Source organism: Vibrio tasmaniensis, assembly GCF_024347635.1.
In the GTDB taxonomy this organism is placed as follows: Bacteria; Pseudomonadota; Gammaproteobacteria; order Enterobacterales; family Vibrionaceae; genus Vibrio; species Vibrio tasmaniensis.
This window is the reverse complement of sequence record NZ_AP025511.1, coordinates 1147016-1172564: the sequence shown is the minus strand read 5'-3', so window position 1 is coordinate 1172564 and position 25549 is coordinate 1147016. Positions and strand designations below refer to the sequence as shown.

The following is a 25549-nucleotide window of genomic DNA, read 5'->3' as shown; positions in this document are numbered from 1 at the left end:
TTAAGGTAACATCCCCCCACTATTTCTATCTAAGACACCCTATCAATGGCTCTCAAACCAACAATCTATAAGTTTCGTATTTCTTTAACCGATATGAATCGCGACTATTACGACTCTTTTAATCTAACGGTTGCACAACACCCTTCTGAAACAGAACAGCGCATGATGGCTCGTATCATTGCTTTCTGTATCAATGCATCTCCTGAACTTGAGTTCACTAAAGGGTTGTCTAGCATTGAAGAACCCGATTTATGGCAGAAGTCGTTAGATGACCAAATCTTAGAGTGGATTGATGTTGGCGAACCCGATCCAGAACGTGTTAAGAAAGCGACTCGCCTATCTAAGTCTGTGAGCGTGTTTAGCTTCAACACTAAATCGAATGTTTGGTGGGAACAGAACAAAGGTAAATTCGGTTATCTGAAAGCTCAGATCGTTCGTCTGGACAACGATGGTATTGAGCAGCTAGCAGCGATGACACAACGTACTATGGACCTTTCAGTAATGCTGTCGGGTAACTCTGCGTTCGTAAACAGCGACACTCAATCTGCAGAAGTCACGTGGGAAGAGCTACAGAGTAATGACTGAGATCCAAACTCAGACTGAACCTCAGCGCCAAACTAAGCTCGAAGCGTGTTTGCAGCTCGCAGGTCTCGATTCAGTCAAAGCGCTGACGACGGGCTATGAAAAAGAATTAAAGTCATTTATTGATGAAAACCATGCTCTGTTTAGGCACGCTTGCGAGAACAAGCCAGACAACTCTGCACGTCAGACGTTGCTTGGTCTGTTAACCAAGGTACATATCGATGCAAGCTATCGCTTTGAAAGCAATAAAGAAGCGAATGAGGCGATGCAAAATGTATTCGATAATACAGTGGGCACTGAACACTGCGACAAGTTTCAAAACTCTAACGCTCAGCAGTTAAAGTTAATCACTCATTTGTGGTTGTTCGTTCAGGGACGACTAGGAATGGATTACAGCCTTGCTAATGATCACGCAGCAGTAGCCGCTTCGTTGCTATCTCGCGTATCAAAAAACACCGATGATGAGATTCGCGTAGAGTTCATGGCAAGTTTTTATGATGGTTTGAACCTCTATCAAGCTGAGAATAAGCCGTCCGGTTTTGTTCACCACTTTAAGCGTTTGTTTAATCTTTCTTAAGCATTCCACCAGCTGCTGTACCCAAATTTGCGCTTTATAGATTCTGTAGAGCGCATCTAATTTCCGTTCCAACCAACCCACATCGAAAATGCAGATTCCCTATTACACTCGTTCCTCGCTTTAGAGAATGACGACATTCGCAGTCTTTGCTGTTTACTTTATTACAAGTACAAAAAAGCCCCCTCAAGATACCGCGCTTCAGCATCGTTGTTTATCCGATTGCAATCCAAAAACCATACGTTAGAAACGAACAAAGTCTTGTTGTGATAATGATACTTCTCATAACACGACGAATTAAAGCTACGTATATGGCAAGGTTACTTTACAACTATAACTTATCAATTTATTCAAAAAGTGCATATTTTTCAGATAATTATTATCAAATGGAAATATCAGTTATGTGACGAGCAGAAGCATTTTCTCTTGTGATGATAAGTACACTGACTTTTATAAAATGATAATAAAAAACCTGCAAATACAACTAACGTTAACTTTAAATTATCTTGTTTTATAAGCGGAGAATTAAAATGAAAATATGGTCTGTATCCTTTCTTGCAACTGCAGTAGCTGTCGCTCTAAGCAGTAATGCGATAGCTTGTACTGGGCTTATTGTTGGCAAAGGAGCCTCGAACGACGGTAGCATTATGATTGCTCGTAATGAAGATTTTGGCATTAACAACTGGAACAAATACCTAAAGTATCGACCTGCGCAAGATAACCAAGAAGGTGACTGGCAGTTAGGTAACGGGTTAATTGTTCCGATGCCAAAACACTTCTTTGCTTACTCTGCGATACCAGACTGGGATGCGGATACCGTTAATCGCGATGGAAAGTTCTATGAAGAACGTGGGATTAATGAACACAACGTTGCCATTTCAGCAACAACCAGCGCAGAAATAAACGACAAAGTCGCCAAAGTAGATCCTTTAATCGATAATGGCGTAATCGAAGCCATTATACCTACGCTAATCCTTCCTCAGGCAGAAAACGCAAAACAAGCTGTAGAGTTACTCGGTCATTACATCGAAACCTATGGTGCTGGCGAAGGTAACAGTCTCTATATTGCAGACACCAATGAGGCGTGGCTATTTGAAATTGGTTCAGGTCACCATTGGATTGCTGTAAAAGTGCCTGATGACAGTTACGCCATGATTGCAAATGGCTTGCGTGTACATGATGTGAACTTGGCAAACAAAGAGGTACTGCATTCAAAAGATATATTCGAGTTTGTAGAACAGTACAAACTGCTTGATAACGCAGATAAAAAATCTTTCAATTTTGCTAAAGCATTCGGAGTTATTGGTGATGAGTATAATATCGATCGTGAATGGCTAGGCCAAAAAATGCTGACACCTTCGCTGCATCAACAAAGTCGCATGACGCAATACCCTTTGTTTATGAAGCCAGATGCAAAAATCTCAGTTGAAGATGTGGCGGAAGTACTTAGCGCGACTTATAAAGACACGGTTTTGGAAGGAAAATCGAAACGACCAATTAGAGTTGAGCGTCAACTAGAGTCGCATATTATTCAGCTTCGTCCTGAGATGCCAGAAGAGCTTCAAGGTATTATTTGGCAAAGCTTCGGCGTGTTACCAGAATCTGTGTTAGTGCCGTTATACTCAACCCTACAAGATTACCCAAAAGCGTACCAGTTAGGCGATGATAACTACAGCGATGACTCTGCTTATTGGCAGTTCCGTAGCTTAACCGCCCTCGCTTCTTCAAACCCAGACAAGTATTTACCAGTACTAAAAGCAACTTGGGACAAAGAAGAAACTCAACTATACAAACAGGTCACACACTTAGATAAAACGTTAACAGACATGTATAAAGTAGATAAACAAGCGGCCCTGAACATGGCTGCCGACTACTCATACGGACAGCTTAAGCGTACTTTAGATATGGCGACTGAGCTTAGATACAAAATGATTACAGATTTGACTAAAAGCACAGAGAAGAAATACTCAGAAGAAGAGTTTAAGAAAATAGTCAATCTGTAGGCTTATGAAGCAACCAATAAAAACGGAGCATAATGCTCCGTTTTTTGATCTTAATCGGTTTAGTTCTAACGCAGGCCGTGTAAGAACTCATGGCGCGTTGCTGGGTTTGATCTAAAAATACCACCCAGAGCTGTTGTTGTCGTTTCGCTGGTTGCGTCCATTACACCACGAGATTTCACGCAGTAATGAACCGCATCCATGGTGACAGCAACATCATCCGTTTCTAGTAGCGTTTGTAATGCTACAAGGATTTGCTGCGTCATACGCTCTTGAACTTGTGGACGCTGAGCAAAGAAACGAACGATTCGGTTGATCTTCGAAAGACCAATGATCTTACCTTGCGGAATGTAAGCTACTGCAGTTTTACCATCAATGGTGACTAAGTGATGCTCACATGTGCTGGTTACGGTAATGTCTTTTACTCGTACCATCTCACGAACACCCATCTTGTTTTCGATCACGGTGATTTTAGGGAAATTGGCGTAATCCAAACCAGAAAAAATCTCATCCACATACATTTTCGCAATACGTTGTGGTGTTTCTTCCAGACTGTCATCTGCAAGATCAAGTTCAAGGAGAGTGAGAATCTCACGCATATGGTGTTCGATTCGTTCCTTTTTCTCTTCTCGGCTAACCTGGTTAGGACGCATTGGTGTCTCTAATCCGCGGCTTGCTAGCGCATCTTTAACCAACTTCGCTGATTCGCTAAGACCTGACATTGAACTTCCTCTTTTATTGCCCCTTCTGGATGGCAAACAAGGATACTCGGAATTTTGAATAAATACACCCATATTTTAAGGGAGGTCATTATTTACGGGGCTTAAACTATGCTAAAGTGGCTGCAATTTCGTTGGCGAACAACCGTGATTTGATAATTATTAAACCACCATTGCCAACCACTAAATCAAAATAATAACGACCAAAGGATTTCAATTATGGGCTGTTGCGACGCTCCGAGCTTGATGCCAATTGAAGAAGCACTAGATAAGCTGCTATCACCAATCAAACAAATCCAAACGACTTTATCTCTACCTCTTGCTGAAGCATTAGGTTATGTCCTTGCTGAAGATATTCTTTCCCCTATTTTCGTACCTCCTTTTGATAACTCAGCAATGGATGGCTATGCACTGCGCTTAGTAGATCTAGAAAACGGTAAAGTGCTACCATTAGCAGGCAAATCTTTTGCAGGCCAACCGTTCGAAGGTGAATGGCCAAGCAATACCTGTATTCGCATTATGACTGGCGCAAAAATCCCGGAAGGTTGTGACGCTGTCATCATGCAAGAAAACACAGCCGAAACTGAGGCTGGTATTGAGATTCAACAAGACAACATCAAGCTGAACAATAACATTCGCCCTACTGGTGACGACATCAAACAAGGCGATATCGTTCTTAGCCGCGGTGAGCGTTTAACACCTCGTGACATTCCAATGATTGCTTCATTGGGTGTGAGCCACGTGACAGTGTTACATAAGCCTAAAGTCGCTTTCTTCTCTACTGGCGATGAACTAAAACCATTAGGCCAACCTCTTGAAGACGGTCAGATCTACGACAGTAACCGTTACGGTATTAAACCATTAATCGAAGCCTTTGGTTGTGAAGCTATCGACTTGGGTATCATCCCAGATTGTCCTGCAACGCTTAAAGAAACTTTCGAAAAAGCACAGCAAATCTCAGACGTGGTTGTGACTTCTGGTGGCGTGAGTGTTGGTGAGGCGGATTACACCAAAGACATTTTGGAAGAACTGGGGCAAATCGGTTTTTGGAAGCTAGCTATCAAACCCGGTAAACCGTTCGCATTCGGTGAATTAGATAACGCATGGTTCTGCGGTCTACCGGGCAACCCAGTGTCGGCGATGATGACCATGTACGTGTTGGTTCAACCTATGTTGGCTAAACTTGCGGGTCATACAGCGTGGACAGCTCCGGAATCTATTCCCGCTATCACCAAATCTGCATTCAAAAAAGGCCCAGGTCGTACTGATTACCAGCGTGGTATCTACTCGATTGAAAACGGTCAGTTTGTGGTAGAAACAACAGGTAACCAAAGCTCTGGCGCTTTCCGTTCAATGAGTTTAGCAAACTGCTTTGTGGTACTAGAGCGCGAACGCGGTCGTGTTGAAGTCGGTGAAACGGTTCAAATTCAGCTGTTTAACTCGACGCTTTACTAACGAGGCTTACTGATGGAAATACTGTCTGACGCAGAGATGCTTCGCTACAACCGTCAAATCATTCTTAAGCAGTTTGATTTTGAAGGCCAAGAAGCGCTAAAGCAGAGCTCAATCTTAGTATTAGGGGCTGGAGGCTTAGGTTGTGCTTCTGCTCAATACCTTGCAACTGCGGGCATTGGTAAGCTCACGCTCATCGATGATGATATTGTCGAGCTTTCAAACCTGCAACGACAAGTCCTTCACACTGATGCTGATATTGGCAAGAAGAAAGTCGATTCTGCCGCTGAGTCGCTGCAGGTATTGAACCCTCATCTGACAATTGAAACTGTCGACCACAGGCTTGATGACCAAGCACTAGGAAAGTTGATTGAAACTCACTCCCTTGTTCTTGATGCCAGTGACAACGTAGAAACGCGCAATCAACTCAATCGCTTGTGCTACACGTCAAAAACACCACTTGTTTCTGGTGCTGCGATTAGAATGGAAGGTCAGATTAGTGTGTTCACGTATCAAGACGCAGATGCACCGTGTTACCAGTGTTTGAGCGCCCTATTTGGCAACGCTGCACTAAGCTGTGTTGAAGCTGGCGTTATGGCGCCAGTTGTCGGAATGATAGGTGCCGCTCAGGCTTTGGAAGCTATCAAGGTTATTGCCAATTTTGGGCAACCAAAGCAAGGCAAGCTTTTGATTCTCGATGCCATGTCGCATAACTGGCGTGAGATGAACTTAATGAAGATGCCTAATTGTTCGGTGTGTGGATAGACACAGTCGTAATCCCCTCCCACCGAAAACTTAAGCCTAAGCCTTGACTAAAGTCAGGGCTTTTTTAGAGCTCTACATCAGCTTCTCACATCGATTTATCAATTTGAAATACTCTATGAAAGATTAGTTTCATTTGAGTTCTCATTTTGAGAATATAATGAACACCTCACCAAACCGAAATATAATAGATAAAAATCAATAACTTAAAATTGGCACATAACTTGTAACTGTATCTAAACCTTCTATGACAAGGATGTAGATATGAGAATTACAACGTTAAGTTTGCTATTAAGTGCGTCTTTTGTCGCCAACTCCGCGCCATTCGATACCTGTCCAAGCCAGGCTTACCTCTTTCAATCAAAACCCGTTGAGGTTTGGGGTGTCAACCTAGTAACAGGTTCAACAACCCTTCTAGAAGACGATACTGGTATGAATGCCAATATCAATGGTGTTGGTTTCGACTTTCAAGACAGATATATCTACGGTTACGACACAACAAACAAACGCTTGGTGCGACTTGGACAGGATTTCCAAGCTGAAGTCATCAATACCAGTGGATTACCAACCGACCATACCTTCTATGTAGGCGATGTCTACGACCACGTTTACTACCTCTACCGCACCGGTAAGGGGCTGTTCACTGTTGATCTATCCCCTCTCGATTCAGATCCTAATGCAACCGTTACGGTCAACAAAATCGCAGGTAGCCCCGCAACCGTAAAACTGACCGATTTTGCTTTTCACCCAAGTGATGGCTCTTTATATGGCATCGATAATGACTCCGGAGGCTTATACAGCTTCAACCCGACAACGGGTGCCGAAACCTACATCGGTGATACTGGTGAGTTAGGCACATTCGGAGCGGGTTATTTTGATGTAAACGGCTATTACTACGTATCTCGAAATCAAGACGGGAAAATCTACCGAATCAACCTATCTCCCGACAACGCGACCAATATCGCCGCAGGTATTGTTCCAGCCGTTGAATTTGTATCGAATGGGCCTTCTTCGGGACAAAACGATGGCGCTCGTTGTGCCAATGCACCGGTTGTTGATGAAGATTCAAACATCGACTTTGGTGACGCGCCAGACAGTTACCTAACCCTACTCGCAAGCAATGGTCCTCGACATGAACTTGATGGCATCACATGGCTAGGCACAGATGCACCTGACGCCGATCTTGATGGCTACGTAACTCCACAATCAGATGAAAGTGTTGGCATTGACGATGAATGGGCCAACGGTGGTATCGGTTTTGTCACCGCCCTTGAAGCCGGGCTTGATTCAAAAATTATCGTAGAAGCTTCGACCTCTGGGTACCTATCAGCTTGGATCGATTGGAACCAAGATGGCAGCTTCGATGGTGCTAACGAACAAGTATTTACCGACTACCAATTGGATGCTGGTGAAAACGATCTGTTCCTAAATGTCGATATCAACGCACTAACGGGGACTACTTGGGCTCGCTTTAGATTCAGCCAACAAACCAACCTGAGCTACTTTGGTGGTTCGACATCTGGTGAGGTAGTTGATATTCAAGTTGATGTGCTTAACGATGGTGCCACAGCTCGTTACTTCCCAAGTGCTTCAGGCTACGCAACTTTGGCGTATGAAGACAACTGGCCATATAAAGCAGATTACGACATGAACGATGCTGTTCTTATGTATCGTATTACCGAGATCCTTAAAGATGGAAAAGTCGTTAAATCCACTATCGACGGACGGTTAGCTGCTGTCGGGGCATCGTACAGAAATGGTTTTGCTGTTCGACTTCCTAACTTAGACCCGAGCTTAGTGAGTAGTGGTAACTCCTACATGAAGCACAATGGTGCATTCACTGACCTCGACCTAGAAGATGGGCGCAGCGAAGCAATATTTGTTATCGCCAATGACCTGACAGAAAAAATCAGCACTGGCTGTACCTTCTACCGCACCAGTAATGGATGTAAAGAAGATGAGCAGTTCTCATTCCAAATCGGTATTACCTTAGCAGGAGACGGTGTGAGTACAGACAGTTGGATAGACATGCCTTACGACCCATTCATCTTTGCAACACCTGGGTATTATCACGGTGAAAACCTGCCTCTCCATCCTGGACGTAGCTGGGAGGTTCACTTGCCAGACCAAGCTCCAACTGAAGCATTTGATACAGTAAATCTATTCAATACGGGGCTAGGTGTTGACGACAGTGACCCCGCAGCGGGCAAGTATTTTAAAACCGCAGACAATCACCCTTGGGCGCTACTGATTACTTCAGACACGGAATGGGAATGGCCACTGGAATATGTAGATATTGTCACAGCCTATCCAAACTTTGCGAACTTTGCTGAATCCGGTGGTACTCAATCAACAGATTGGTTCCAAACACCTGCCGCTGACCAATGTTACTTGCCTTAGGAGAATGATCATGAATATGCCAATTAAACAGACAGTAACAAACGGTCACAAAAATTCGAACAGTGCTTTGTTACCTAACCAGTCCAATACTGCACATAAAAAGAGTACGGCGCAGTCGCAATGTTGGGGGTTGTCGAAATCCATACGTATTACATTACTCATTGCACCACTAGTGTTGTTAGGTTGTGGGGGCGGAGGCGGCGATGGTGGCTCATCAACGTCAAGCCCAGCGCCTTCAACACCTGCGGTGACATCACCAGTGACGTCAACACCAGTGACGTCAACACCAGTGACGTCAACACCAGCGACGTCAACACCAGCGACGTCAACACCAGCGACGTCAACACCAGCGACGTCAACACCAGCGACGTCAACACCAGCGACGTCAGCGCCAGTGACACAAACACCAGCAGCGTCAGCACCTGTGATATCAGCGCCAGTTACATCACCATCAGTGGCCTCAACACCAGTCAATGTCGCAATAAACCCAGAACCGACACCAGTTACCGCGGTGGCCTCCAACGGCCCGCAAGCGTACAAAATGGATGAGCTCGTAATCCCTGATGGTTTCGATTACAACTCTGTAGATCAATTCGACCTCAATATTGATATCAGTAACATCTCAACCGATCGTTCGTTTGTATCTGTATATAGCCGATTTACCACAAGAGCAGATTCAACCTACAAGCCGGATTATTCAAGTAAGGTCATTGGCGGCCCTTTAGATAACGGAACATTCACCTCCAACTTTGCGGCGCCTTTAAGCGAAGATACTCTGTTGATTGAAATCTGGTTTTATGACGGTCAAGCACCGCTGCAACAAGTCGTTGCAAGTAACGGCTCACAAATCACTTGGTAAAAAGAAAGGAATAAAACGCGCTGAGTTAACTTAGCCAATGGCTAAATTCAGTGAAGTTAGGCAGCGGTCTCCAAGACAAAAGCTAAAAGTCAAAAGTCAAAAGTCAAAAGTCAAAAGTCAAAAGTCAAAAGTCAAAAGTCAAATAACAAAACATAAAGGTGAGCAATGAGGCTCACCTTTTTATTTGGGCGCTATTTCAATTTTCAGTACTGGTTATGTTCACTTTATCGAAAGCCTGTCTTATCTTTTAAAGATGACTTTCAAAGGCTTACTTTATGAAACAGTTGAAAATAGGATTCGTTATATTGTCGATTGGTATTGGGCTACTTTTATTTCTCACCTATTTCCCGATGACATCTTCTACCGGAGAACGCATTGAAGCCACAGTCATCTCCAATACGCTCACTCAATCCCTAGACGGACATAGGCGCTACCTCACGGTTGAAACTCAAGACAACAAAATATTTCGCGTTTCCATTCCACCAACAACAGACTGCCCTCTTGATTCTGTGGTCGCGCTTGATACATTAAACAATCAAATAACCGGACAAAGCAGCTATCAGTTCATCCACTGTAGAACAGCGCCTTAGTCGTCGATATAACAACAAGAATGGACATAATAAGAATGAATCAGCCACTCATTTCACCGGAACAACTTCAACAACGTTTGCTAGAAGAAAATAACATTGTAATCCTCGACGCTAGCATCGAATTTCAGATCCCAAGTGAATCAGAAAAGATCAAAGGACAGATGATTCCAGGAGCTATTCGTTTCGACTACGACAAAGACTTTTGTAACAAGCACACTCTGCTCCCTCACATGTTCCCGACCGAAAAACACTTCAACACTCGTGCTCGCGAAATCGGTATCAATCAAGACAGTACGATAGTGGTTTACGATAACTCAGGAACTTTTGCCTCACCTCGCGCATGGTGGATGTTTATGGCAATGGGACATAACAACGTTTATATCTTAGATGGTGGTTTACCTGCATGGATAGATGCCGGCTACGCAACAGATACCGACTTCAAAACAACAGTGCAAACCGGCAATTTTGAAGGGAGTATTCAAGGCAACTATTTTGTAAACGCTCAGCAGATTGAAAGTTACTCAACCAGCAAGAGCGCAAACATTGTAGATGCGCGTTCACAAGCTCGCTTCGATTCTAAGGTTCCTGAGCCACGCGAAGGCCTGCGTAGCGGTCACATCCCGAACTCAATTTGCTTACCGTTCGCTCAAGTATTAAATGATGGCAAATTGAGAGCTCAAAATGAATTAGCTGAAATATTTTCAACCTTAGACCTAACCCCTTCTCAGCCTATGTTCTTTAGTTGTGGTTCTGGGGTAACGGCTTGCATCATCTTATTAGCCGCTAAACTAGCCGGTTATTCAGGCGATATGGGTGTTTACGATGGTTCATGGACTGAATGGGGCGCGAATGAGAAGCTACCTATTGCCGTAACTAAAATGTAATTCAGCTTCGCTTAATGACACTGTTAGAATATACTGTGCATGCATACGGAGCTTGCTAAAGGTTATGGTTGGAATTCATGGTACTTAAGCATCTTATTGCTCAACAAGCTAGGCACTTAATAGCTCAGGTGTTTAACGCGATTGTAACTTGAAGACGTAATCGCCCGAAGATACAGTCGCTTGAAGACATGCTTACTTAACGACGCAGTTACTTAACTATGCAGTCACTTAACGACATAGCAATTTAGTGACCGAGTTAACGCTACCTCCGTGTAAAACCATACGATTTCTAGAAAAACCGTGATTAGCCATGGGTTAATTTTCACCATATTGAAGAGTGTTAATATTTCACTCAAGAATCTCTGTTCGTAGCCGTTAAACTATTTAATCATTGATATATTCATCTTTGATGTTTTTATGCCTCGTTGCATTAATCACACTGGCGATATAAACGTTTGTCACTTGCAGTCTGTTAAAAGTAGTCACCAACAAAAGGCATCTCATGGCTCTATTTAAGAAAAATATCTGGTCGCTGTACGCTCTGATCGTGCTGCTTACCCTGATACTTTTCAGCGCCTTTGGCATAACCAAGTGGCAATCAAACAGAGATGACTTTACTAAGCAACAACATATCCAAGTTGAGATCTTCTCTAGCTCAGTAAACTCTCTATTAACCAGCCAAGAAGCATTACTTGAAGTAGTTGGACATCAGCTTGCTCAGCAGTCCGATTTTACCCGCACAGCTTCGATTCAAATTCGGCCAATCTTAGATAAACTGCTTGATACTCATCCTGCAATAGCCGCTTTCGGGTTACTAAATCCTCAAGGGGATTACCTGTCAATCAGCTCAAACCTACAGCTGTCTGACCAATTTAATTTACTAGACCTCCCATACACCAAAGACTCATTTCTAGAGGCTGTATCTAGCGAAAAAATGGTTTTGGGGCGCACTTATTTCCATGATTCTCTTAACAGCCTCGTGATCCCATTAAGAAAATCCATTTCTATTGATGGCAAGAACGTTGATGCGGTCATGACAGCAGGCTTACGCTTAGACAGCACAATCTTGTTTGAAAACAATGCGCACGCAGGCAGTTACAACACGTTAACTCTACTTAGAACCGATAACTATCGTCAGTTTTTTTCTAGCGATATCGAGTCGCTAGACGCTTATTTGACACCGGTTAATCACGACCTGATGGCTCGTATTGCCAAAAGCTTTTCAGAACAAGTGAGTGTTAGCGTCGAAGATGCTAAAACGGGCAAATACACGTATTCTTTCTGTAACGATGACGGCGCATTCCCATCACTCGTTAGCGCTAGGTACATTCCAGACTACAAACTTTGGGTTGTCGGCCGAACAGACCTGGCGCACGTTGATGGTATATTCGCAAAAGAGTTCGGCGCTATTTTCTTTGTTTTTATTATTCTTCAGCTTGGTTTCTACTTCTTAGTAAAGTCGATTGCCAAGAACGAGCAACGAACTCGCAGTCAACTGATTTACCAAGCCAATCACGATCCATTAACCTCTCTCCCCAACCGTTCATATATGCGCAAAAACATCAGTAAATGGATTGAGAATGAATCAAAGCCATTCTCGCTACTGTTTATCGACATCGATAACTTCAAATGTGTTAATGATACCCATGGACACGACTTCGGTGACAAGGTACTCAAACAAATTGCATTACGTTTGATGCGGTTCCGCTCTCGAGTCAGCCTATTAGTGCGAGAGTCTAGTGATGAGTTCTTGTTTTTAACACCGCTGAGTAGTGAATCTGAAATTAAACGACTATCAGAACGAATTATTGACGTTCTCTCTCGGCCCTATGAAGTTGAACACTCTCAATTCTTGTTGGGCTGTAGCATAGGTATTGCTAGGTTCCCAGAACACGGAAAAGATTTAGATAGCCTGTTGCGCTCTGCCGACATTTCTATGTACAAAGCGAAACAGCAGCAAAACTCATACAGTATTTTCACGACTGAGATGCAAGACGCACACCTCTACAAAATGAAAGTAGAACAAAGGCTTCGTATTGCTATCGATAAACAAGCTTTATTTATGGTTTTTCAACCATTGGTTCGTGCAGATAAAAGCACTCACGGTGTAGAAGCGCTTGTGCGTTGGGTAGATGATGAACTGGGTTTTGTCCCGCCAGACGTATTTATTCCTATTGCTGAAAGCACAGGTTTAATGCAAAAACTCGGCACCTTTATTATTGAATCTAGTGTTATGCAAATCGCTCATTTACACCGAACGACGAACCAAAATATCGGATTGTCGATCAATATATCAGTCCGTCAATTCTCGCATGCGTCGTTCTCCGATCACTTATTCACGACGTTAGAGAAGTATCAACTTTCAGCGAGCAGCTTAACGCTAGAGATCACCGAAAGCCTGTTTATTGAAGATGTAAACTTAGTAAAACCCATTTTCGAAGCCTTACATGAAAAGAATATTAAAATATCTTTAGATGACTTCGGTACAGGCTATTCATCACTGAGCATGTTGAAGGATCTCCCTATCGACGAGCTTAAAATTGATAAGAGCTTCATTGATAACATCGCAGTCGATCAACAGTCACTAACAATGGTCCAGAACATCATCGCTATCGGTAAAAACTTCGGCATGGTGGTATTGGCAGAAGGCGTAGAATCAAACGAACACTTCGCGATTCTAAAAGCATGCGGATGTGACTTAATGCAAGGTTACTACTTCTCTCGTCCTATTCCTTATGATGAGTTATGCAAGTATCTCACACCGGCTCAAGTTATGGCTACAGAACTACCAGAACCTACGTTGTAACTGTTTGGGTACTTTACCTGTTTAAGCGAATAACGCTATAGATTAAAAAAGGGAACCCAAACGGGTTCCCTTTTCCTTACACACCACTTAACAGAGCGGTCCAAAAAATAAAAATACAGACAACGACAACAAAGCCCATTACGACTTAACTGTTATCACAACTCGTCGGTTACAACCTGTTGCCTTATTGTCTGTGACTTTACAAATTGGTGCACTTTCGCCATACGCATATTCAACAATGCGATTCCCTTGATGAAGATCTTTCTTCAAGTAGCTCGCCACTTGCCCTGCCCGGCGGGATGACAACGCTTTATTATAGGCTTTACTGCCTAAGCTATCTGCGTGACCTTCTATATAAATCTTGGATTTATCTCCCACTAAACTAAGGTATTGCCCTAATACTTGTTTATGATTTTCATCTAATAGGTACACATTAGTTGAATAATTAAGCACCAAAGATTGCGTCGCTTTATCATAGAAACAGACATCATCTTGAGCTGCGATTTGAATGACTTCACTCTCTCTATTGATCACCTCATTTTGGGGTTTTTCATCAAGCTCTATTAGCTTTCCAGTCACTTGTGTCGTAACAGTATGAGAAGACACCAACGTTTTCGAAGTGACATATTCGCCGACACTGCCCAAGCAGTTTGCATAACTCAATGGAGACAGTAGTATCGTAGACATAATTACTAGGTATCTCATGTTAATCCTTTAGTTTTCCGGTTTCTTCATTAATCAGATTCAGAATGTACTTGTACACATCTTCACCATCTTTTGCGTGGTAGATGTTTTTCTTACCAAAACAATCCCCAAAGCCATCACTTTCATTTACTTTGTAATTGATACCAATAACGCCCATTGTGACTTTCGTTTTTTCAGCTTCAGTCGGCGAATTACTTTGGAAGCGATTTCGTTTTGCGGATATGGTTGAACGCAGCTTTTTACAAAGCCCTTGATTCACTAATCTCTGCAGATAGCCACTGTCCCCATCACGTCCATCAGACAACACAATAAACACCTGCTCGGGGTTTAGATTCGTAGCTTTATTAGCTTCTTGGGCAGCAGCAATGATCCCATTCCAAGACGACGTTCCTCCACCAGCTTGCAGCTCGGTATTCATTAATTGAGACCGAAATTCATCATAGTCTTCAGTCAACGGGATATCATAAAACTTGTGATACTTAGCAAAATTAACGTTGTGAGTATGGAGACGTTCAACCTCGTATCGACTCATACCCCTCTTTGGCTCGAGTATTTCGTTATACAGTTTGGGTTTGTCAAACATTCGCCTAACCGTTGTTCCTGGCGAGGAACGAGCGTAATTGTAAGCGTATTTTTTTCTCCATGAACCGTAATAGCCATAAGCGTTAACTCTTACAGTTTTATCGGTCTGCTTAACATGAAACGGGTTGTAACCAAGTAAGGCGACTCGACTCTTTTCTTCAGTGTTGAATTTTTCAATGTCATCGACGACTCGTTTAATGGTTTCTTTCACTACATCTAACTTCATTTTTCCGTTCTTCCAAGGATTACCCATAGAACCACTAAAGTCACCGATGAAGTAAACGTCGACAGATTGAGGAAGATACTTTCGCGTGACCGCTCGTCCACTAACCGTAAATTCAGGTTCTAAATCGACATCTTCATACGAAATCCAGGATGTATATTTGGCTGTAGCACTAACGACAAAGTCACTAAATGGCGCCAATTCGCCACTAGCTTGAACACAACCATCTTTATATTCACATTTACGGGTAAACACGGCGACATCCACATCCTCTGAATTGTCTAAAATGTATCTATCAACCAAGTAACGTGCATACTTTACGTTTTTATCTTCATCCTCTTTAGGGCTTGCAATAAGTGCGAGGCTCGCAACCTCTGCAGCTTCTAATAACCGAGAGTGAGCCAACATCTGTTGCGACATTTGCATCGAAAACGCCATAAAAATAACCATCGCTGGTAAGAGGCCAACGAACAAAACACCTGCGACACCTCGGTTTTTCTTTATCGATTTCACCTTAAACCCTCGCAAATGAATAAGATGTACTTACAAGGCGAAAGACTTCACCATTAGCAACACCAAGCACATTAATTGGAGTTTCATAACATAATGAAACCTGATACATGGGTAATCTGCGACCTCTTGATGTGATTGGCAGTATTTCTATCGCTTTTTGCTTCGTTATATCGCTCATATCAGGAAAGTTACACCCATGAATACTCCCTTTAGTTAGAGTTTTTTGAACCCTTCGGTAATTCACTTTACCTCCAGATAAAGCGGTTTCTTCAAGCCTTATTTCGTCGATGCGCATCCCAAATTTGTTTTTATCAAAGTTTGGAATCATTCGTTTCATCGAAGCAGAAGCAATCACAAACGCGTTGTGTTCTGTTTTTCTACAGTCACCCGCGCATATATCCATATCGGCATTAAACAATTGTTTTCGTTCAGCAAAGATAGTGGTCAATGAATAAGAAGCTCTGTCGAGTTGGCCCTTCTTATTAATAGCTAGCATATGATTGACTACGACAACGAAGATCCCTGAAGCAAAAACCAATACCATCGCCAATTCAACAGCAAATGCGCCTTTTTGTTTAGCTTGCACAACCTGCCCCCTGACCAATTTTGAACGAACATCTTTCATATTCTTGAATAGTGATGACTTCACGCTTAATAGCAATGTCTGGAAACCAAATGGATACAATCGGGTCGTACGTATACTCTAAAGCATAGACAGCTAATGCCATGTCTTCGGGTTCATCTTTCTTATCTGGACACTCATCTGTAGAAGCGTAAGTATCCGTACATTTGAGAAAGCCTTCGTAGTCACGAAAATAGTTAACATGGATAACCACACTCCCCTCTTTGACTACATTACTCCATAATGCCCCGCCAGCTTTGGTTAACTCATCATTGATCATTTTCCCGTAATTGATGGAATTGCTACTGCTTGAATCACCCGCTTTTTTGGTACGCATTACCGCTGTGGTCAAAGCATGGTCTGTCATGCTCATTGAGAACGTCAAAATACAGATCTCTACCCAGCCAAAGGCAATAGCTAGAAAAATCGGAATCCCCATAGCGACTTCAACCGTCAATGACCCCTTTTGCTTTCGCTTAAACCTTCTCATAGTCGGACATACCTTTTCTTAGTGTAATCAACAACGAATGCTCCCTTGATATCTATACTGTTTAAAAACACTTTAGCTTCATCTAAGTCATTAAAGTCACCAATGCAGTAACGCTTCCATAAACCATGTGTATACGAATAAACAGAGCCGTAGTTTGTTTTCAAATAGTTCAAAAAGTCAGAAGGGATCGCCGTATACGTCGCCAATACTTGCACACGATAAATGGGTTTTGCCCCGGGCTTAAGTTTTCTTGGGTCAAGTACAGAACCATCGACACTGTGTCTAGATGCTTGAAACTCTGTGGTAGCATCCAATTTACTTACGCGAGACGTCGGGGCGACAAAGCCCCCTGAATTAGCTTGAGAGCCAATAAACTGTTGTTCCATTTCTATCGTTGACTGTGTCACGACTTTCTTCCCTTTGCTTTTAGATATTGACCTCATTAATGCAGACAACTGTTTGTGAGCTTGCTCATCGCTATTCGAATGCTTCAAAACCTCTAGCGCGATATCCGGTCGCTGAGATTTAACCGAAGAGAGAATCAAGTTAGAACTCACTCTCTGATCATTCGGGTTCGAAAGGTAAAGGTCATATAAAATGTCTGTTGCACCCAAATAATCAGACTGCATTATTTTGACGACAGCGATATTGTTGCCAGCCTCCCTGTCTGAAGCCCCTTGTTTTCTGCTTTCCTCAAAATGTTCGATCGCTTGGGTAAATCGCTTTTGCTGAGCCAATATTTTCCCAGTTAAAAGTTGATACTCATACTCTTTGCCACCTTCATCCCGATACTTACTCAACTCTTCCAGTGCTTTTTCAAAATTCTTTTTTTGATAATAAAGCCTTGCATTAGTTAAAATGTATTCAGGTTCATTAAGATCATTATCATTGTAAGTACTGCGATACAGCTCAGCAGACTTGATATCTTTTAGATCTAAATACAAATTAACCAATTTAACTTTATATTCAGGTTCCGATTGTATATTTGCCTTATAAAATTCAATGAGTTTCTGTGAGTCACCCGACCCTAAAAGTAGTTGCTCTTTGGTATCAAGTTGGTTATTAACCGTTGAACAACCGGAGCAAAGAACCAAAACAATAACGGACAGTACAAAATTTCTTATCACATCAACGCCCTCATAATACCTGGAGCAGCAATTAAAATAATAATCGGAACCATGATAAAAGCGATAAGTGGAATCGACATCTTCGCCCCCATTTTCCCGATTCGTTCTTCTAAATCCATCATATTAAGCTCACGAATATCGCTTGCTAAAGTCACTAATACTGGGCCAACTGATGAACCAAATTGGAGGCTCTGCACCATGGTCATCACGAAACTTTGTGATTCACTGGTTGGAACAAGCTCATAAAACTCTTCTAATGCCTTTTCAAGACCTACCAGGCGAGAGCGTTCGACAGTCACTCTGACCACATGAGCAAGATTACTGTCCACTGAGTGAAGTTCTTTTGCCAAGTACTCCAAGCTAGACTCAATCGTCATCCCCGTATGGACGCAAACATTCATTAGGTCGAGTAAAAATGGCAATCGTGAACTTATGTGCTTGATGTTAGATTTACCTCGAGCCGACACATAAGAATCAGGGCCAATGATAAATATTAATAAAGCCCCCATTAGATATAACAGTGCGAATACTGCTTTTGTTTCACCGCTATAAAAATCAAAGACAATCAATGCTAAGCAAACACAAAAAGGAATTATTTTTAATAAGTAATAAGCATCAGCAAGAAAATCACTGTAAAAGCCAGCAGCGACCAATTTCCTTTTTGTTTCATGCTTATTAAAACTAATCCTAGACAATATAGCCTTGAATAAATCTGCTCTTTTCTTCTCTTCACGTGTCGAACCGATTATTTTTCGAGTCTCGATGTCCGCTCTCGTATTATCCCAAAATCGTAAACAATACGTTGCTAGGACTATCGATATAATAAATATTACGCTCCAAATTATAACGGTTTCAAAGTCCATCAATTCACACCCCGCAAAATCAGCCAAATGCAAAAGAACCCGACTAGCTCACTGGCTAATACATAATAAAAAATAGGTTGACCAGCTTCTTCAAACATCACAAAACTGTAGTTTTCAGGGCTCGTAAACTTCAAAATAATAAGAAAAATCACAGGTAAGCAGGCAATTATCTTTGCCGAAGCTCGAGCTTCTGAGGTCAAGGCATTTTTCTTTTTCTCCACAGCTCTTGAATCAAACATAAGTCGGTTTATTTTGTTGATCACATCTTTGAGTTGACCACCTCTAGCCAAGTTGATTCTTATCGTTGAAGCAAAGAAAAAGTACTCTAAGTACGGAAACGTATTGCTACTTCGTTCAAGAACGTCATCAGGGTCTTCACCAATAAGTAAACGCTCAGCCATGAACTTAAACTCTTTGCCCACTTCGTTATCAAGCTGCTTACCTACATACTCGAAGGCATGAATGATGCTTTGCCCTGAAGAAATAGCCCCACTCAAAATGTTCAGAGCGTCTGGAAAGTTAGTTTTAAAACGCTCTACTTGCCTTGCTTTTAGGTTGTTGTAAAAGACAAAGAACAAGAGAGGCTCAACAACAATCAGGCAAACTATAAAGTCCTGACGTAAAAAAAACTCATTGAGAGCATACGTTGCAGATGTCGTCACGGAGATAAACAATACCAGCTTCAAGGACATATTAGGTTGAAATACCTTGATTACCTTCTTGTACATTTTTCTGATTCTGGCTTTATAGCTCTCTTCAAACTGTTGTGAATCGATAACAGAGCGAACACCTTTCACTCCTTCAAACTCACCTTCCATCTCGATCAAACTACTCAATTTTTTGTTTTGGCGAGACCGATGAATAAGAAAGCAGAGAAACAAAGCACTCCATGATGCAATCAGTATTAAGGTCATTTAAAGATCTCCCTTACTGCTTGTTCTAAACCAAAAAATTTTGCGCGTTCATAAATCACTGAACGAGTTGATAAACCGGGAGTTCTGAATTCACCTTCCATTTTTCCATCTTTGAAATTTGAAGTCGCTTCGTAACGAAAAATGTCTTCCATCACCACGCTATCTCCTTCCATGCCGATAATTTCAGAAATGTACATCACCTTACGGCTACCATCGTGGAGACGCTTTACTTGAACAATTAAGTCTACTGCACTGACTATGGTTCGGCGTATTGCTGATATAGGTAGACTGGCGGTAGCCATCATCACCATGCTCTCAGTACGAGCAATGGCATCACGAGGTGTGTTAGCGTGCAATGTCGACATAGAGCCGTCATGGCCAGTATTCATGGCTTGAAGCATCTCAAAGGCTTCACCACCACGACATTCACCAACAATAATTCTGTCCGGGCGCATACGAAGGGCATTAATCACAAGGTCTCGAGCGGTGATTTCTCCTGTTCCTTCAACGCTAGCTTGTCGAGTTTCAAGCCTAACTATATGAGGTTTTTGAAGCTGTAGCTCCGCAGCATCTTCAATGGTAACAATACGTTCCGTTTCGCCAATGAAGCCAGATAATGCGTTCAATAACGTTGTTTTACCTGAACCGGTACCACCGGAGATCAATATGTTGCACTTGCAATGGCTCGCAATGGACAAAAGCTTGGCCATTTCGACAGACATCGCGCCAAACTCAGCAAGATTCTCAAGCCTAATTTTTTGCTCTTTGAATTTACGAATAGAGATAGAAGTACCATCTATCGCTAACGGGGGGATCACAATATTTACACGGCTCCCATCCATCAAACGAGCATCACAAAGCGGTTTTGATTCATCGATACGACGACCAACATTTGATGCGATTCGCTTAGCGATGGTGTTCAGTTGTTTTTCGTTAACAAATTGAATGGGTGATTGCTCAACCTTACCATTGATTTCTATGAAGATATCCGACGGGCCGTTGATCATGATATCCGAGATATCATCGTTATCGACTAAAGCTTGCAGAGGTCCAAGACCTTTCAACTCATCGAGTAATGCTTTGACTAAGTCGACACGTTTCAATGAGCTAACTTGCAGCTGCTTCTTATCGATCAATATATTAACCGAGTCTTTGAGTTGTTCTTCTAGCTCTTGATTGCTAATTTCAACAAGTGTAGCGGCATCTAGAGCATCAAAGATCTCATCTCGAAGCTGGATGTAAATTTCTTTTAATTGATTCATTTTCTAAACAAACTGAAACGTGATTTAGTTTTAATTTTCTTGCCAGTCAACGTGGCAACCATAGTTAGAACGGCAGTGGCAGATTTAGATTTAAGCAACTCATTAATACCCTGCTGTACCACAATTTTTTCTAGCGACGGCTCGTACATGAAATCAATGCTATCTTTGGCTTTGATTCTCTCTTTCGCACTCGCGAGTGTCATCATGAAGTCTTTCGCTGGCCGATTAAGGTTGAAGATGATTTGGTGTTCAGATTTCCCGATCTTCTTCTTCAAAGAGTTGTAAGAACGCAGTGAAGAAACCGAAGGTTCGCAAACAATAAAGATGCGGTGATACTTATCTGATAGCTCCTGATCATGCATCTCTTCATAGCAAGATAAGGGCGCCGAATCGATAATAAAGTTATATTGATCAATGAGTTGATTGGAAAGGTTGTACAATGTAGATGCGTGATCTGTAAGGCAAGCAACATTTTTCTCTAATACCAAGTAATCAAGCTTATCTTTCACACCATGTACATAGGTCTTAGCTATCGCACTGTCGATATCGATCTGATTCAAATCTATACTGTTGTGCTTGGCTTTCAAGCCTTTTACACCAATATAAATGTCACTATTTAGCGCTCCTGAATCATGATCCACCAAGAGTGTCTTTAGATTTGCTTGCTCTGCTAAGGAGTGTGCTAACACAGAACTTACGCAAGATACTCCAATACCGCCTTTGGTACCCAAAACTAATATACGTTTGGCTACACGCGTTTTTTTGACGGTGCTTTCACCTTCTTGCGTCGATTTAATTGCCGCAAGTAATGAATCAAGTTCTGGATCCCACAGAACATAACTAGCGCCTAATGCATGCACTTGGTTACGCAGTTTTATAGAATCAACATCACAGAGAACAAGCAAAGATATATTCACATCTAAACGAATCGAAATCTCAGAGACTTGCTCTATAACGTTTGAGGCACTACGAAGATCCAGAACAACATGATTAAGCTTAATGTTTGACTGATTCCAAACACCATCTAAATCAATATCGGTGACTTCAAGTGGTTTAGGGAAACCTTCAATAGCGTACAAATCATTGATAGATTCAGTTAGGGTATTATCATCAGACACAATGAGATCGGTAGCCTCAACCGTCGACTTCACTTTCGACGACGAATTACGAAACAAGATATCCAAGTCCATTACTATTTCGCCTTCTTAATTGGGTTAACCAAGCTGATGTTTCGGTTATGCTCAACGCTACAACCAAATTGATACTCTTCCCTTTTCGAGAACACCATCACTCCACAGTCACTGCTTTTAATTCGGACATATCGACCTATAATTAAGATGTTTTTTTCTTGGTCATGATCGGAAAGTTCGATTTTATATCTGTCTTTTGCAATAGATTCCGACTTAAATCGATCTCGTAATTTAGCAACAAAATCACTCGCATCCGGTTTATATTTGACGTAGAACGTCGCCTTAGGTTCTCTCGCATTGAGTTCTCGAATAAAGGCCACCGAGCGAGAGATTGAATCTTCGCTACTCGCCATATCAAATTCAAAACGCTCTTCCAATTGCTCAATCACACTAGAGTTCGAAGTATCAACATGAGAACAAGCAGAAGTAATAAGAGCGATTAAAGTGATAACGATCCATCTCATCAGTTGAATCCTCCTTGGTTTATCGTGTTTTCAAGTTCTGGTTCATCAAGTTCCGAAAGATCAATTTTAAGGAGTCGTTCAAGATCACTTGTACGTCTAAAGCTTGGCAATTTGACCTGCTCTTGCTCGACCGGATCAACCAAGTTAACAGTCGCAACAATGATCAATTCAGTCTTGGAACGATTGGTGGAAGAGTGGCTAAACAGCGCGCCTAGAATTGGAATATCTCCCAAAATTGGAATCTTGGTTAATGATTCTCGCTCTTCCGATGTCAATAGCCCCGCCAAAACAAAGCTTTGCCCATCTTTCAAGTGAACCGTTGTTTGAGCTCGTCGAGTTCGTAAAGAAGGCACAGAAATTAAGCCTGTCGTGGTTTTGTTTGATTCATCAATCGAGCTAACCTCTGGGATCAAGGTTAGGCGAATATTCTCTGTGTCAGTTACCTTTGCAACCATGGCCAACTTAACGCCGTATTCTTTATAAGAAATGGTAATCCCGTCTTCATCTCTGACAGCAATTGGTATCTCGCCACCGGCTAGGAAACTAGCCTGCTCACCTGAAATAACAGAAAGGTTGGGCTCGGCCAATACACGCCCGATTTTGTCATCACCACTAGCGGAAATAACTGAAACGATATCTTGAGCCGTAAAATCAAGTAGCTTATTTACAAAAGTACCCGGATCACCACTATCGCTATAAGTAACACCTAATTCTGTCAAAAATGAGCTAGATACTTCCGCGACCGTCAGCTTGACATTGATCTGCTCAGTAGTGAGTACTTTCAAGTTATTAATGACTTGATCGTAGTTGTACTTTGCCGTGTACTCTAGCTCGTCTAAGGCTTCACCGTCCGCATCCTTTAGTTCATAAGCTGCACGGCGGCGATCTTTCTTCAACATCTCACCAACAAGTCGATTGATTTTTTGTTTAATCTCTTCACTACCGACAATGCCATCTAATACAACTTGGTCACCTACATTGGAAACCACAACGTTTTCATCAGGGAATCTAGCAATGAGTGTTTGCTTCAAGAGTCTTAAACTTTGGTTGACTACCAATTCTGCGTTATAAATTTCGTTTCCACCGCGATCATAAACAATCACCGAGGTGGTCCCTTGGCCAACGCCATAAACTACAACCTTATTTTCATCGATAATTTTGTAGTCTGCTATTTCTTGATTCGCGACAAACACCGTCGATATCTGTCTCTTCAAATTAATGGTTTTCGCAGCGCCTTGATCCAAGTTCATTAATTCTGATGCGAGCAATGGACATGAAAGAATCCCGCACAATAGCAAGGCTATATTTTTCTTCTTTAAAGTCATGTTATTCCTTACCACGTAATTCTCTGACACCAAACTGAGTTTCTAAAAGGTCGCTACTTCGGATAGATAAATATCGGTTTTCTATTTCAGATGGAATAATATTCACATCACCAATTTTTTGAGCCATTTCTAGCTTCAAAACACTCCGCATATTCAATGCAATAACTAAACTGTATTTCTTATCATCGGCATCTTCGGAGTCACTATCTTTACTGCCTTTTATTACCTGTAAAACACGCGCTCCACTGATAATTACTCGGCTAACTAGATCGCCAATATCACCATACCCATTCTCAACAAGATTTGATTTTGAAGAAGTTGTTGACACAAAACTCACTTTATCGCCAGGGGTAAGAGTTGCAGTTTGTACGACTCCAATACCTGTCACTTCATAAAAATAAGGTAATTCACCATCATTTAGTGACAAGTACATATAATCTCGGTCTCCCGGGTTGGAGATCATATCTTGTGTTAAATAAGTACCTTTACTGATGTCCTCTTTAAAAAGAGCACCAGGTTTAACAACCAAATCGTCTTCTAACGTATAGTAGTAACCATCTAAATCAGATATGTGAACAAACTTCTGTTCATAATACTTGGGGGTTAAAGGTTGAGAACGTCTAATTTCTTTTTGAGTAACTAAAATACTGACTTTAGGTTCTTCTTTCTCGTGAACCTCCAGTGGTTCTTCGTCAGTTGAAATATAGTTAACATTAATATAAATCAGCGTTGAAAAAATAGATAAAGCAACAAAAAGAAGAATGATTATTCTGTTCATATCAAGCCCAAAATAGGGGCGAAAGCCCCTTATAGATTATTATATTTCAACTACTTACTAGCTTTTACTAAATCAGCTTTTACAGCATCAAGTGCCGTCTTTATTCCTCCTGATATCGTGTCATTCTGGAACGCAGCTAATATAATCCCTGACATTACAACTGCAATAATTGCGTATTCAACTGCAGTCACACCACGAACATCATCTTCGAACTTCATTTTAAGTTCTGCCATTTTTGCTAAAGTTTTGTAGTACATAATAATCCTATAAAAAGTATGTTGACCATTGGTCTAATTGAAATTGCGAGGAAAATTTACCTGATACAAAAACATACATCAAATTAATAGTTATTATGGACACATAACACAAATTTATTGGGCATTGAGATAACGTATATTTATAAAGCCATAAATAATATAAACTCGACATCTGTTGAAATAAAAATTTATTGAGCATACCCTCTAACTATGAATATAGATTTATTAGTTAACATTGTATTAATATCAACAAATTTTTTAATACTGTCGTTTGTATGCTTCTTTGATGGTTGGCATAGAAAAATCCCAAACAACCTAAACAAAATTGCTTTGATATTTAGTAATATTGTCGCGTTAAATAACGGTTACTTGATGTCATCACTACCCATTGCGATTTTATGTTTCGTGGTGTTTTTTATACTTTGGTATCTAAAAGTGATAGGAGCTGGAGATGTGAAGTTACTCTGTGCCTTAATCATTGGCATACAGCCAAATCTAGTTACGGTAGCGTTGATTTGTATAGGTTTTCTAGGAGGCTTTTTGGTTTTCGCAATGTACATAGTAGGAAAGGTAAGAGGATGATCTGCTCCAGTTAGACTGGACACC

At 41.6% G+C, this 25549-nt stretch carries 25 protein-coding genes and 1 pseudogene; 11 read left to right on the top strand and 15 right to left on the bottom strand.

Annotated elements, in window-relative coordinates; all coding sequences use genetic code 11:
• The first annotated feature begins 45 nt into the window (after positions 1-45).
• The 3 genes from OCV44_RS19450 (at position 46) to OCV44_RS19440 (ending at position 3159) form a co-directional block, all read left to right on the top strand.
• Positions 46-585, top strand: coding sequence for a YaeQ family protein (locus OCV44_RS19450; RefSeq protein WP_004731545.1), 540 nt, complete (start codon positions 46-48; stop codon positions 583-585).
• Entirely contained in the window at positions 578-1159 is a 582-nt protein-coding gene (locus tag OCV44_RS19445) for a hypothetical protein (RefSeq protein ID WP_139685530.1), read from the top strand. Before OCV44_RS19450 ends, OCV44_RS19445 begins: the two co-directional genes overlap by 8 nt.
• Positions 1160-1686: 527 nt before the next feature.
• Positions 1687-3159, top strand: coding sequence for a C69 family dipeptidase (locus OCV44_RS19440; RefSeq protein WP_139685529.1), 1473 nt, complete (start codon positions 1687-1689; stop codon positions 3157-3159).
• A 65-nt stretch (positions 3160-3224) separates the two neighbouring features.
• On the opposite strand, the gene folE is transcribed toward OCV44_RS19440, so the two are convergent.
• The gene (gene folE / locus OCV44_RS19435) at positions 3225-3878 is read right to left on the bottom strand and encodes a GTP cyclohydrolase I FolE (RefSeq protein WP_004731548.1); all 654 of its coding nucleotides are present in this window, start codon (positions 3876-3878) and stop codon (positions 3225-3227) included.
• A 216-nt stretch (positions 3879-4094) separates the two neighbouring features.
• Here folE and moeA point away from each other — a divergent pair, with 216 nt between their 5' ends.
• From moeA to OCV44_RS19420, 3 genes are all read left to right on the top strand, one after another.
• Complete coding sequence (gene moeA / locus OCV44_RS19430) at positions 4095-5330, top strand: molybdopterin molybdotransferase MoeA (protein ID WP_139685528.1); 1236 nt, start codon at positions 4095-4097, stop codon at positions 5328-5330.
• Positions 5331-5342: 12 nt separating this feature from the next.
• Positions 5343-6092, top strand: coding sequence for a molybdopterin-synthase adenylyltransferase MoeB (gene moeB, locus OCV44_RS19425; RefSeq protein WP_139685527.1), 750 nt, complete (start codon positions 5343-5345; stop codon positions 6090-6092).
• 261 nt (positions 6093-6353) lie between these two features.
• Positions 6354-8489: an LruC domain-containing protein gene (locus tag OCV44_RS19420; protein ID WP_139685526.1), complete on the top strand. Its 2136-nt coding sequence runs from the start codon at positions 6354-6356 to the stop codon at positions 8487-8489.
• 45 nt (positions 8490-8534) lie between these two features.
• Here OCV44_RS19420 and OCV44_RS19415 read toward each other — a convergent pair whose 3' ends face one another.
• Positions 8535-9011 carry a pentapeptide repeat-containing protein gene (locus OCV44_RS19415; protein ID WP_261900942.1) on the bottom strand — a complete coding sequence of 159 codons (477 nt, stop codon included), beginning with the start codon at positions 9009-9011 and terminating at the stop codon, positions 8535-8537.
• On the opposite strand from OCV44_RS19415, the pseudogene OCV44_RS19410 reads away from it, so the two are divergent.
• The 4 genes and pseudogenes from OCV44_RS19410 to OCV44_RS19395 form a co-directional block, all read left to right on the top strand.
• Positions 8983-9348: pseudogene (locus tag OCV44_RS19410) on the top strand (hypothetical protein); the annotation flags it as partial. The gene OCV44_RS19415 and the pseudogene OCV44_RS19410 overlap by 29 nt on opposite strands.
• A gap of 275 nt (positions 9349-9623) precedes the next feature.
• The gene (locus tag OCV44_RS19405) at positions 9624-9938 is read left to right on the top strand and encodes a hypothetical protein (protein WP_139686101.1); all 315 of its coding nucleotides are present in this window, start codon (positions 9624-9626) and stop codon (positions 9936-9938) included.
• A gap of 35 nt (positions 9939-9973) precedes the next feature.
• Complete coding sequence (locus OCV44_RS19400; protein ID WP_139686100.1) at positions 9974-10822, top strand: sulfurtransferase; 849 nt, start codon at positions 9974-9976, stop codon at positions 10820-10822.
• A 502-nt stretch (positions 10823-11324) separates the two neighbouring features.
• Positions 11325-13628, top strand: a complete 2304-nt coding sequence (locus OCV44_RS19395) for a putative bifunctional diguanylate cyclase/phosphodiesterase (RefSeq protein ID WP_139686099.1) — start codon at positions 11325-11327, stop codon at positions 13626-13628.
• A 138-nt stretch (positions 13629-13766) separates the two neighbouring features.
• On the opposite strand, the gene OCV44_RS19390 is transcribed toward OCV44_RS19395, so the two are convergent.
• The 13 genes from OCV44_RS19390 to OCV44_RS19330 are packed head-to-tail and all read right to left on the bottom strand — an operon-like array spanning position 13767 to position 24943.
• Positions 13767-14333, bottom strand: coding sequence for an OmpA family protein (locus OCV44_RS19390; protein WP_139686098.1), 567 nt, complete (start codon positions 14331-14333; stop codon positions 13767-13769).
• A gap of 1 nt (position 14334) precedes the next feature.
• Positions 14335-15651 (bottom strand): VWA domain-containing protein, encoded by a 1317-nt coding sequence (locus OCV44_RS19385; RefSeq protein ID WP_211349779.1) that lies wholly within the window; start codon positions 15649-15651, stop codon positions 14335-14337.
• Position 15652: 1 nt separating this feature from the next.
• Entirely contained in the window at positions 15653-16237 is a 585-nt protein-coding gene (tadF, locus tag OCV44_RS19380; RefSeq protein WP_086050790.1) for a tight adherence pilus pseudopilin TadF, read from the bottom strand.
• Complete coding sequence (locus OCV44_RS19375) at positions 16227-16763, bottom strand: TadE/TadG family type IV pilus assembly protein (protein WP_086050789.1); 537 nt, start codon at positions 16761-16763, stop codon at positions 16227-16229. The genes tadF and OCV44_RS19375 overlap by 11 nt, the downstream gene beginning before the upstream one ends.
• Positions 16760-17890: a tetratricopeptide repeat protein gene (locus tag OCV44_RS19370; RefSeq protein ID WP_139686097.1), complete on the bottom strand. Its 1131-nt coding sequence runs from the start codon at positions 17888-17890 to the stop codon at positions 16760-16762. The genes OCV44_RS19375 and OCV44_RS19370 overlap by 4 nt, the downstream gene beginning before the upstream one ends.
• Positions 17887-18753 carry a type II secretion system F family protein gene (locus OCV44_RS19365; protein ID WP_139686096.1) on the bottom strand — a complete coding sequence of 289 codons (867 nt, stop codon included), beginning with the start codon at positions 18751-18753 and terminating at the stop codon, positions 17887-17889. The genes OCV44_RS19370 and OCV44_RS19365 overlap by 4 nt, the downstream gene beginning before the upstream one ends.
• On the bottom strand, positions 18753-19667 hold the full coding sequence (locus OCV44_RS19360; RefSeq protein ID WP_139686095.1) for a type II secretion system F family protein: 915 nt from the start codon (positions 19665-19667) through the stop codon (positions 18753-18755). Before OCV44_RS19360 ends, OCV44_RS19365 begins: the two co-directional genes overlap by 1 nt.
• Positions 19664-20929: a CpaF family protein gene (locus OCV44_RS19355; RefSeq protein WP_086050785.1), complete on the bottom strand. Its 1266-nt coding sequence runs from the start codon at positions 20927-20929 to the stop codon at positions 19664-19666. The genes OCV44_RS19360 and OCV44_RS19355 overlap by 4 nt, the downstream gene beginning before the upstream one ends.
• Positions 20926-22119: an AAA family ATPase gene (locus OCV44_RS19350; RefSeq protein ID WP_139686094.1), complete on the bottom strand. Its 1194-nt coding sequence runs from the start codon at positions 22117-22119 to the stop codon at positions 20926-20928. Before OCV44_RS19350 ends, OCV44_RS19355 begins: the two co-directional genes overlap by 4 nt.
• A gap of 2 nt (positions 22120-22121) precedes the next feature.
• Complete coding sequence (locus OCV44_RS19345; RefSeq protein ID WP_139686093.1) at positions 22122-22583, bottom strand: ATPase; 462 nt, start codon at positions 22581-22583, stop codon at positions 22122-22124.
• A complete protein-coding gene (locus OCV44_RS19340; protein WP_139686092.1) occupies positions 22583-23908 on the bottom strand; it encodes a type II and III secretion system protein family protein in 1326 nt (441 codons plus the stop codon). The genes OCV44_RS19345 and OCV44_RS19340 overlap by 1 nt, the downstream gene beginning before the upstream one ends.
• A 1-nt stretch (position 23909) precedes the next feature.
• The gene (locus tag OCV44_RS19335; protein ID WP_139686091.1) at positions 23910-24686 is read right to left on the bottom strand and encodes a CpaB family protein; all 777 of its coding nucleotides are present in this window, start codon (positions 24684-24686) and stop codon (positions 23910-23912) included.
• A 50-nt stretch (positions 24687-24736) separates the two neighbouring features.
• On the bottom strand, positions 24737-24943 hold the full coding sequence (locus OCV44_RS19330) for a Flp family type IVb pilin (protein ID WP_135381482.1): 207 nt from the start codon (positions 24941-24943) through the stop codon (positions 24737-24739).
• A gap of 210 nt (positions 24944-25153) precedes the next feature.
• Here OCV44_RS19330 and OCV44_RS19325 point away from each other — a divergent pair, with 210 nt between their 5' ends.
• Positions 25154-25525: a prepilin peptidase gene (locus OCV44_RS19325; protein ID WP_246091829.1), complete on the top strand. Its 372-nt coding sequence runs from the start codon at positions 25154-25156 to the stop codon at positions 25523-25525.
• Positions 25526-25549 lie beyond the last annotated feature (24 nt).

Excerpts from the sequence above, each read along its gene's own strand:
- OCV44_RS19390 (WP_139686098.1), bottom strand. The coding sequence starts at position 14,333 with ATGAGATACCTAGTAATTATGTCTACGATACTACTGTCTCCATTGAGT.
- OCV44_RS19400 (WP_139686100.1), top strand. The coding sequence starts at position 9,974 with ATGAATCAGCCACTCATTTCACCGGAACAACTTCAACAACGTTTGCTA.
- folE (WP_004731548.1), bottom strand. The coding sequence starts at position 3,878 with ATGTCAGGTCTTAGCGAATCAGCGAAGTTGGTTAAAGATGCGCTAGCA.
- OCV44_RS19330 (WP_135381482.1), bottom strand. The coding sequence starts at position 24,943 with ATGTACTACAAAACTTTAGCAAAAATGGCAGAACTTAAAATGAAGTTC.
- OCV44_RS19445 (WP_139685530.1), top strand. The coding sequence starts at position 578 with ATGACTGAGATCCAAACTCAGACTGAACCTCAGCGCCAAACTAAGCTC.
- OCV44_RS19365 (WP_139686096.1), bottom strand. The coding sequence starts at position 18,753 with ATGGACTTTGAAACCGTTATAATTTGGAGCGTAATATTTATTATATCG.
- OCV44_RS19420 (WP_139685526.1), top strand. The coding sequence starts at position 6,354 with ATGAGAATTACAACGTTAAGTTTGCTATTAAGTGCGTCTTTTGTCGCC.
- OCV44_RS19395 (WP_139686099.1), top strand. The coding sequence starts at position 11,325 with ATGGCTCTATTTAAGAAAAATATCTGGTCGCTGTACGCTCTGATCGTG.
- OCV44_RS19340 (WP_139686092.1), bottom strand. The coding sequence starts at position 23,908 with ATGACTTTAAAGAAGAAAAATATAGCCTTGCTATTGTGCGGGATTCTT.
- OCV44_RS19350 (WP_139686094.1), bottom strand. The coding sequence starts at position 22,119 with ATGGACTTGGATATCTTGTTTCGTAATTCGTCGTCGAAAGTGAAGTCG.
- OCV44_RS19345 (WP_139686093.1), bottom strand. The coding sequence starts at position 22,583 with ATGAGATGGATCGTTATCACTTTAATCGCTCTTATTACTTCTGCTTGT.
- OCV44_RS19360 (WP_139686095.1), bottom strand. The coding sequence starts at position 19,667 with ATGACCTTAATACTGATTGCATCATGGAGTGCTTTGTTTCTCTGCTTT.
- OCV44_RS19325 (WP_246091829.1), top strand. The coding sequence starts at position 25,154 with ATGAATATAGATTTATTAGTTAACATTGTATTAATATCAACAAATTTT.
- OCV44_RS19405 (WP_139686101.1), top strand. The coding sequence starts at position 9,624 with ATGAAACAGTTGAAAATAGGATTCGTTATATTGTCGATTGGTATTGGG.
- OCV44_RS19440 (WP_139685529.1), top strand. The coding sequence starts at position 1,687 with ATGAAAATATGGTCTGTATCCTTTCTTGCAACTGCAGTAGCTGTCGCT.
- OCV44_RS19450 (WP_004731545.1), top strand. The coding sequence starts at position 46 with ATGGCTCTCAAACCAACAATCTATAAGTTTCGTATTTCTTTAACCGAT.
- OCV44_RS19355 (WP_086050785.1), bottom strand. The coding sequence starts at position 20,929 with ATGAATCAATTAAAAGAAATTTACATCCAGCTTCGAGATGAGATCTTT.
- OCV44_RS19335 (WP_139686091.1), bottom strand. The coding sequence starts at position 24,686 with ATGAACAGAATAATCATTCTTCTTTTTGTTGCTTTATCTATTTTTTCA.
- moeA (WP_139685528.1), top strand. The coding sequence starts at position 4,095 with ATGGGCTGTTGCGACGCTCCGAGCTTGATGCCAATTGAAGAAGCACTA.
- OCV44_RS19375 (WP_086050789.1), bottom strand. The coding sequence starts at position 16,763 with ATGAGAAGGTTTAAGCGAAAGCAAAAGGGGTCATTGACGGTTGAAGTC.
- moeB (WP_139685527.1), top strand. The coding sequence starts at position 5,343 with ATGGAAATACTGTCTGACGCAGAGATGCTTCGCTACAACCGTCAAATC.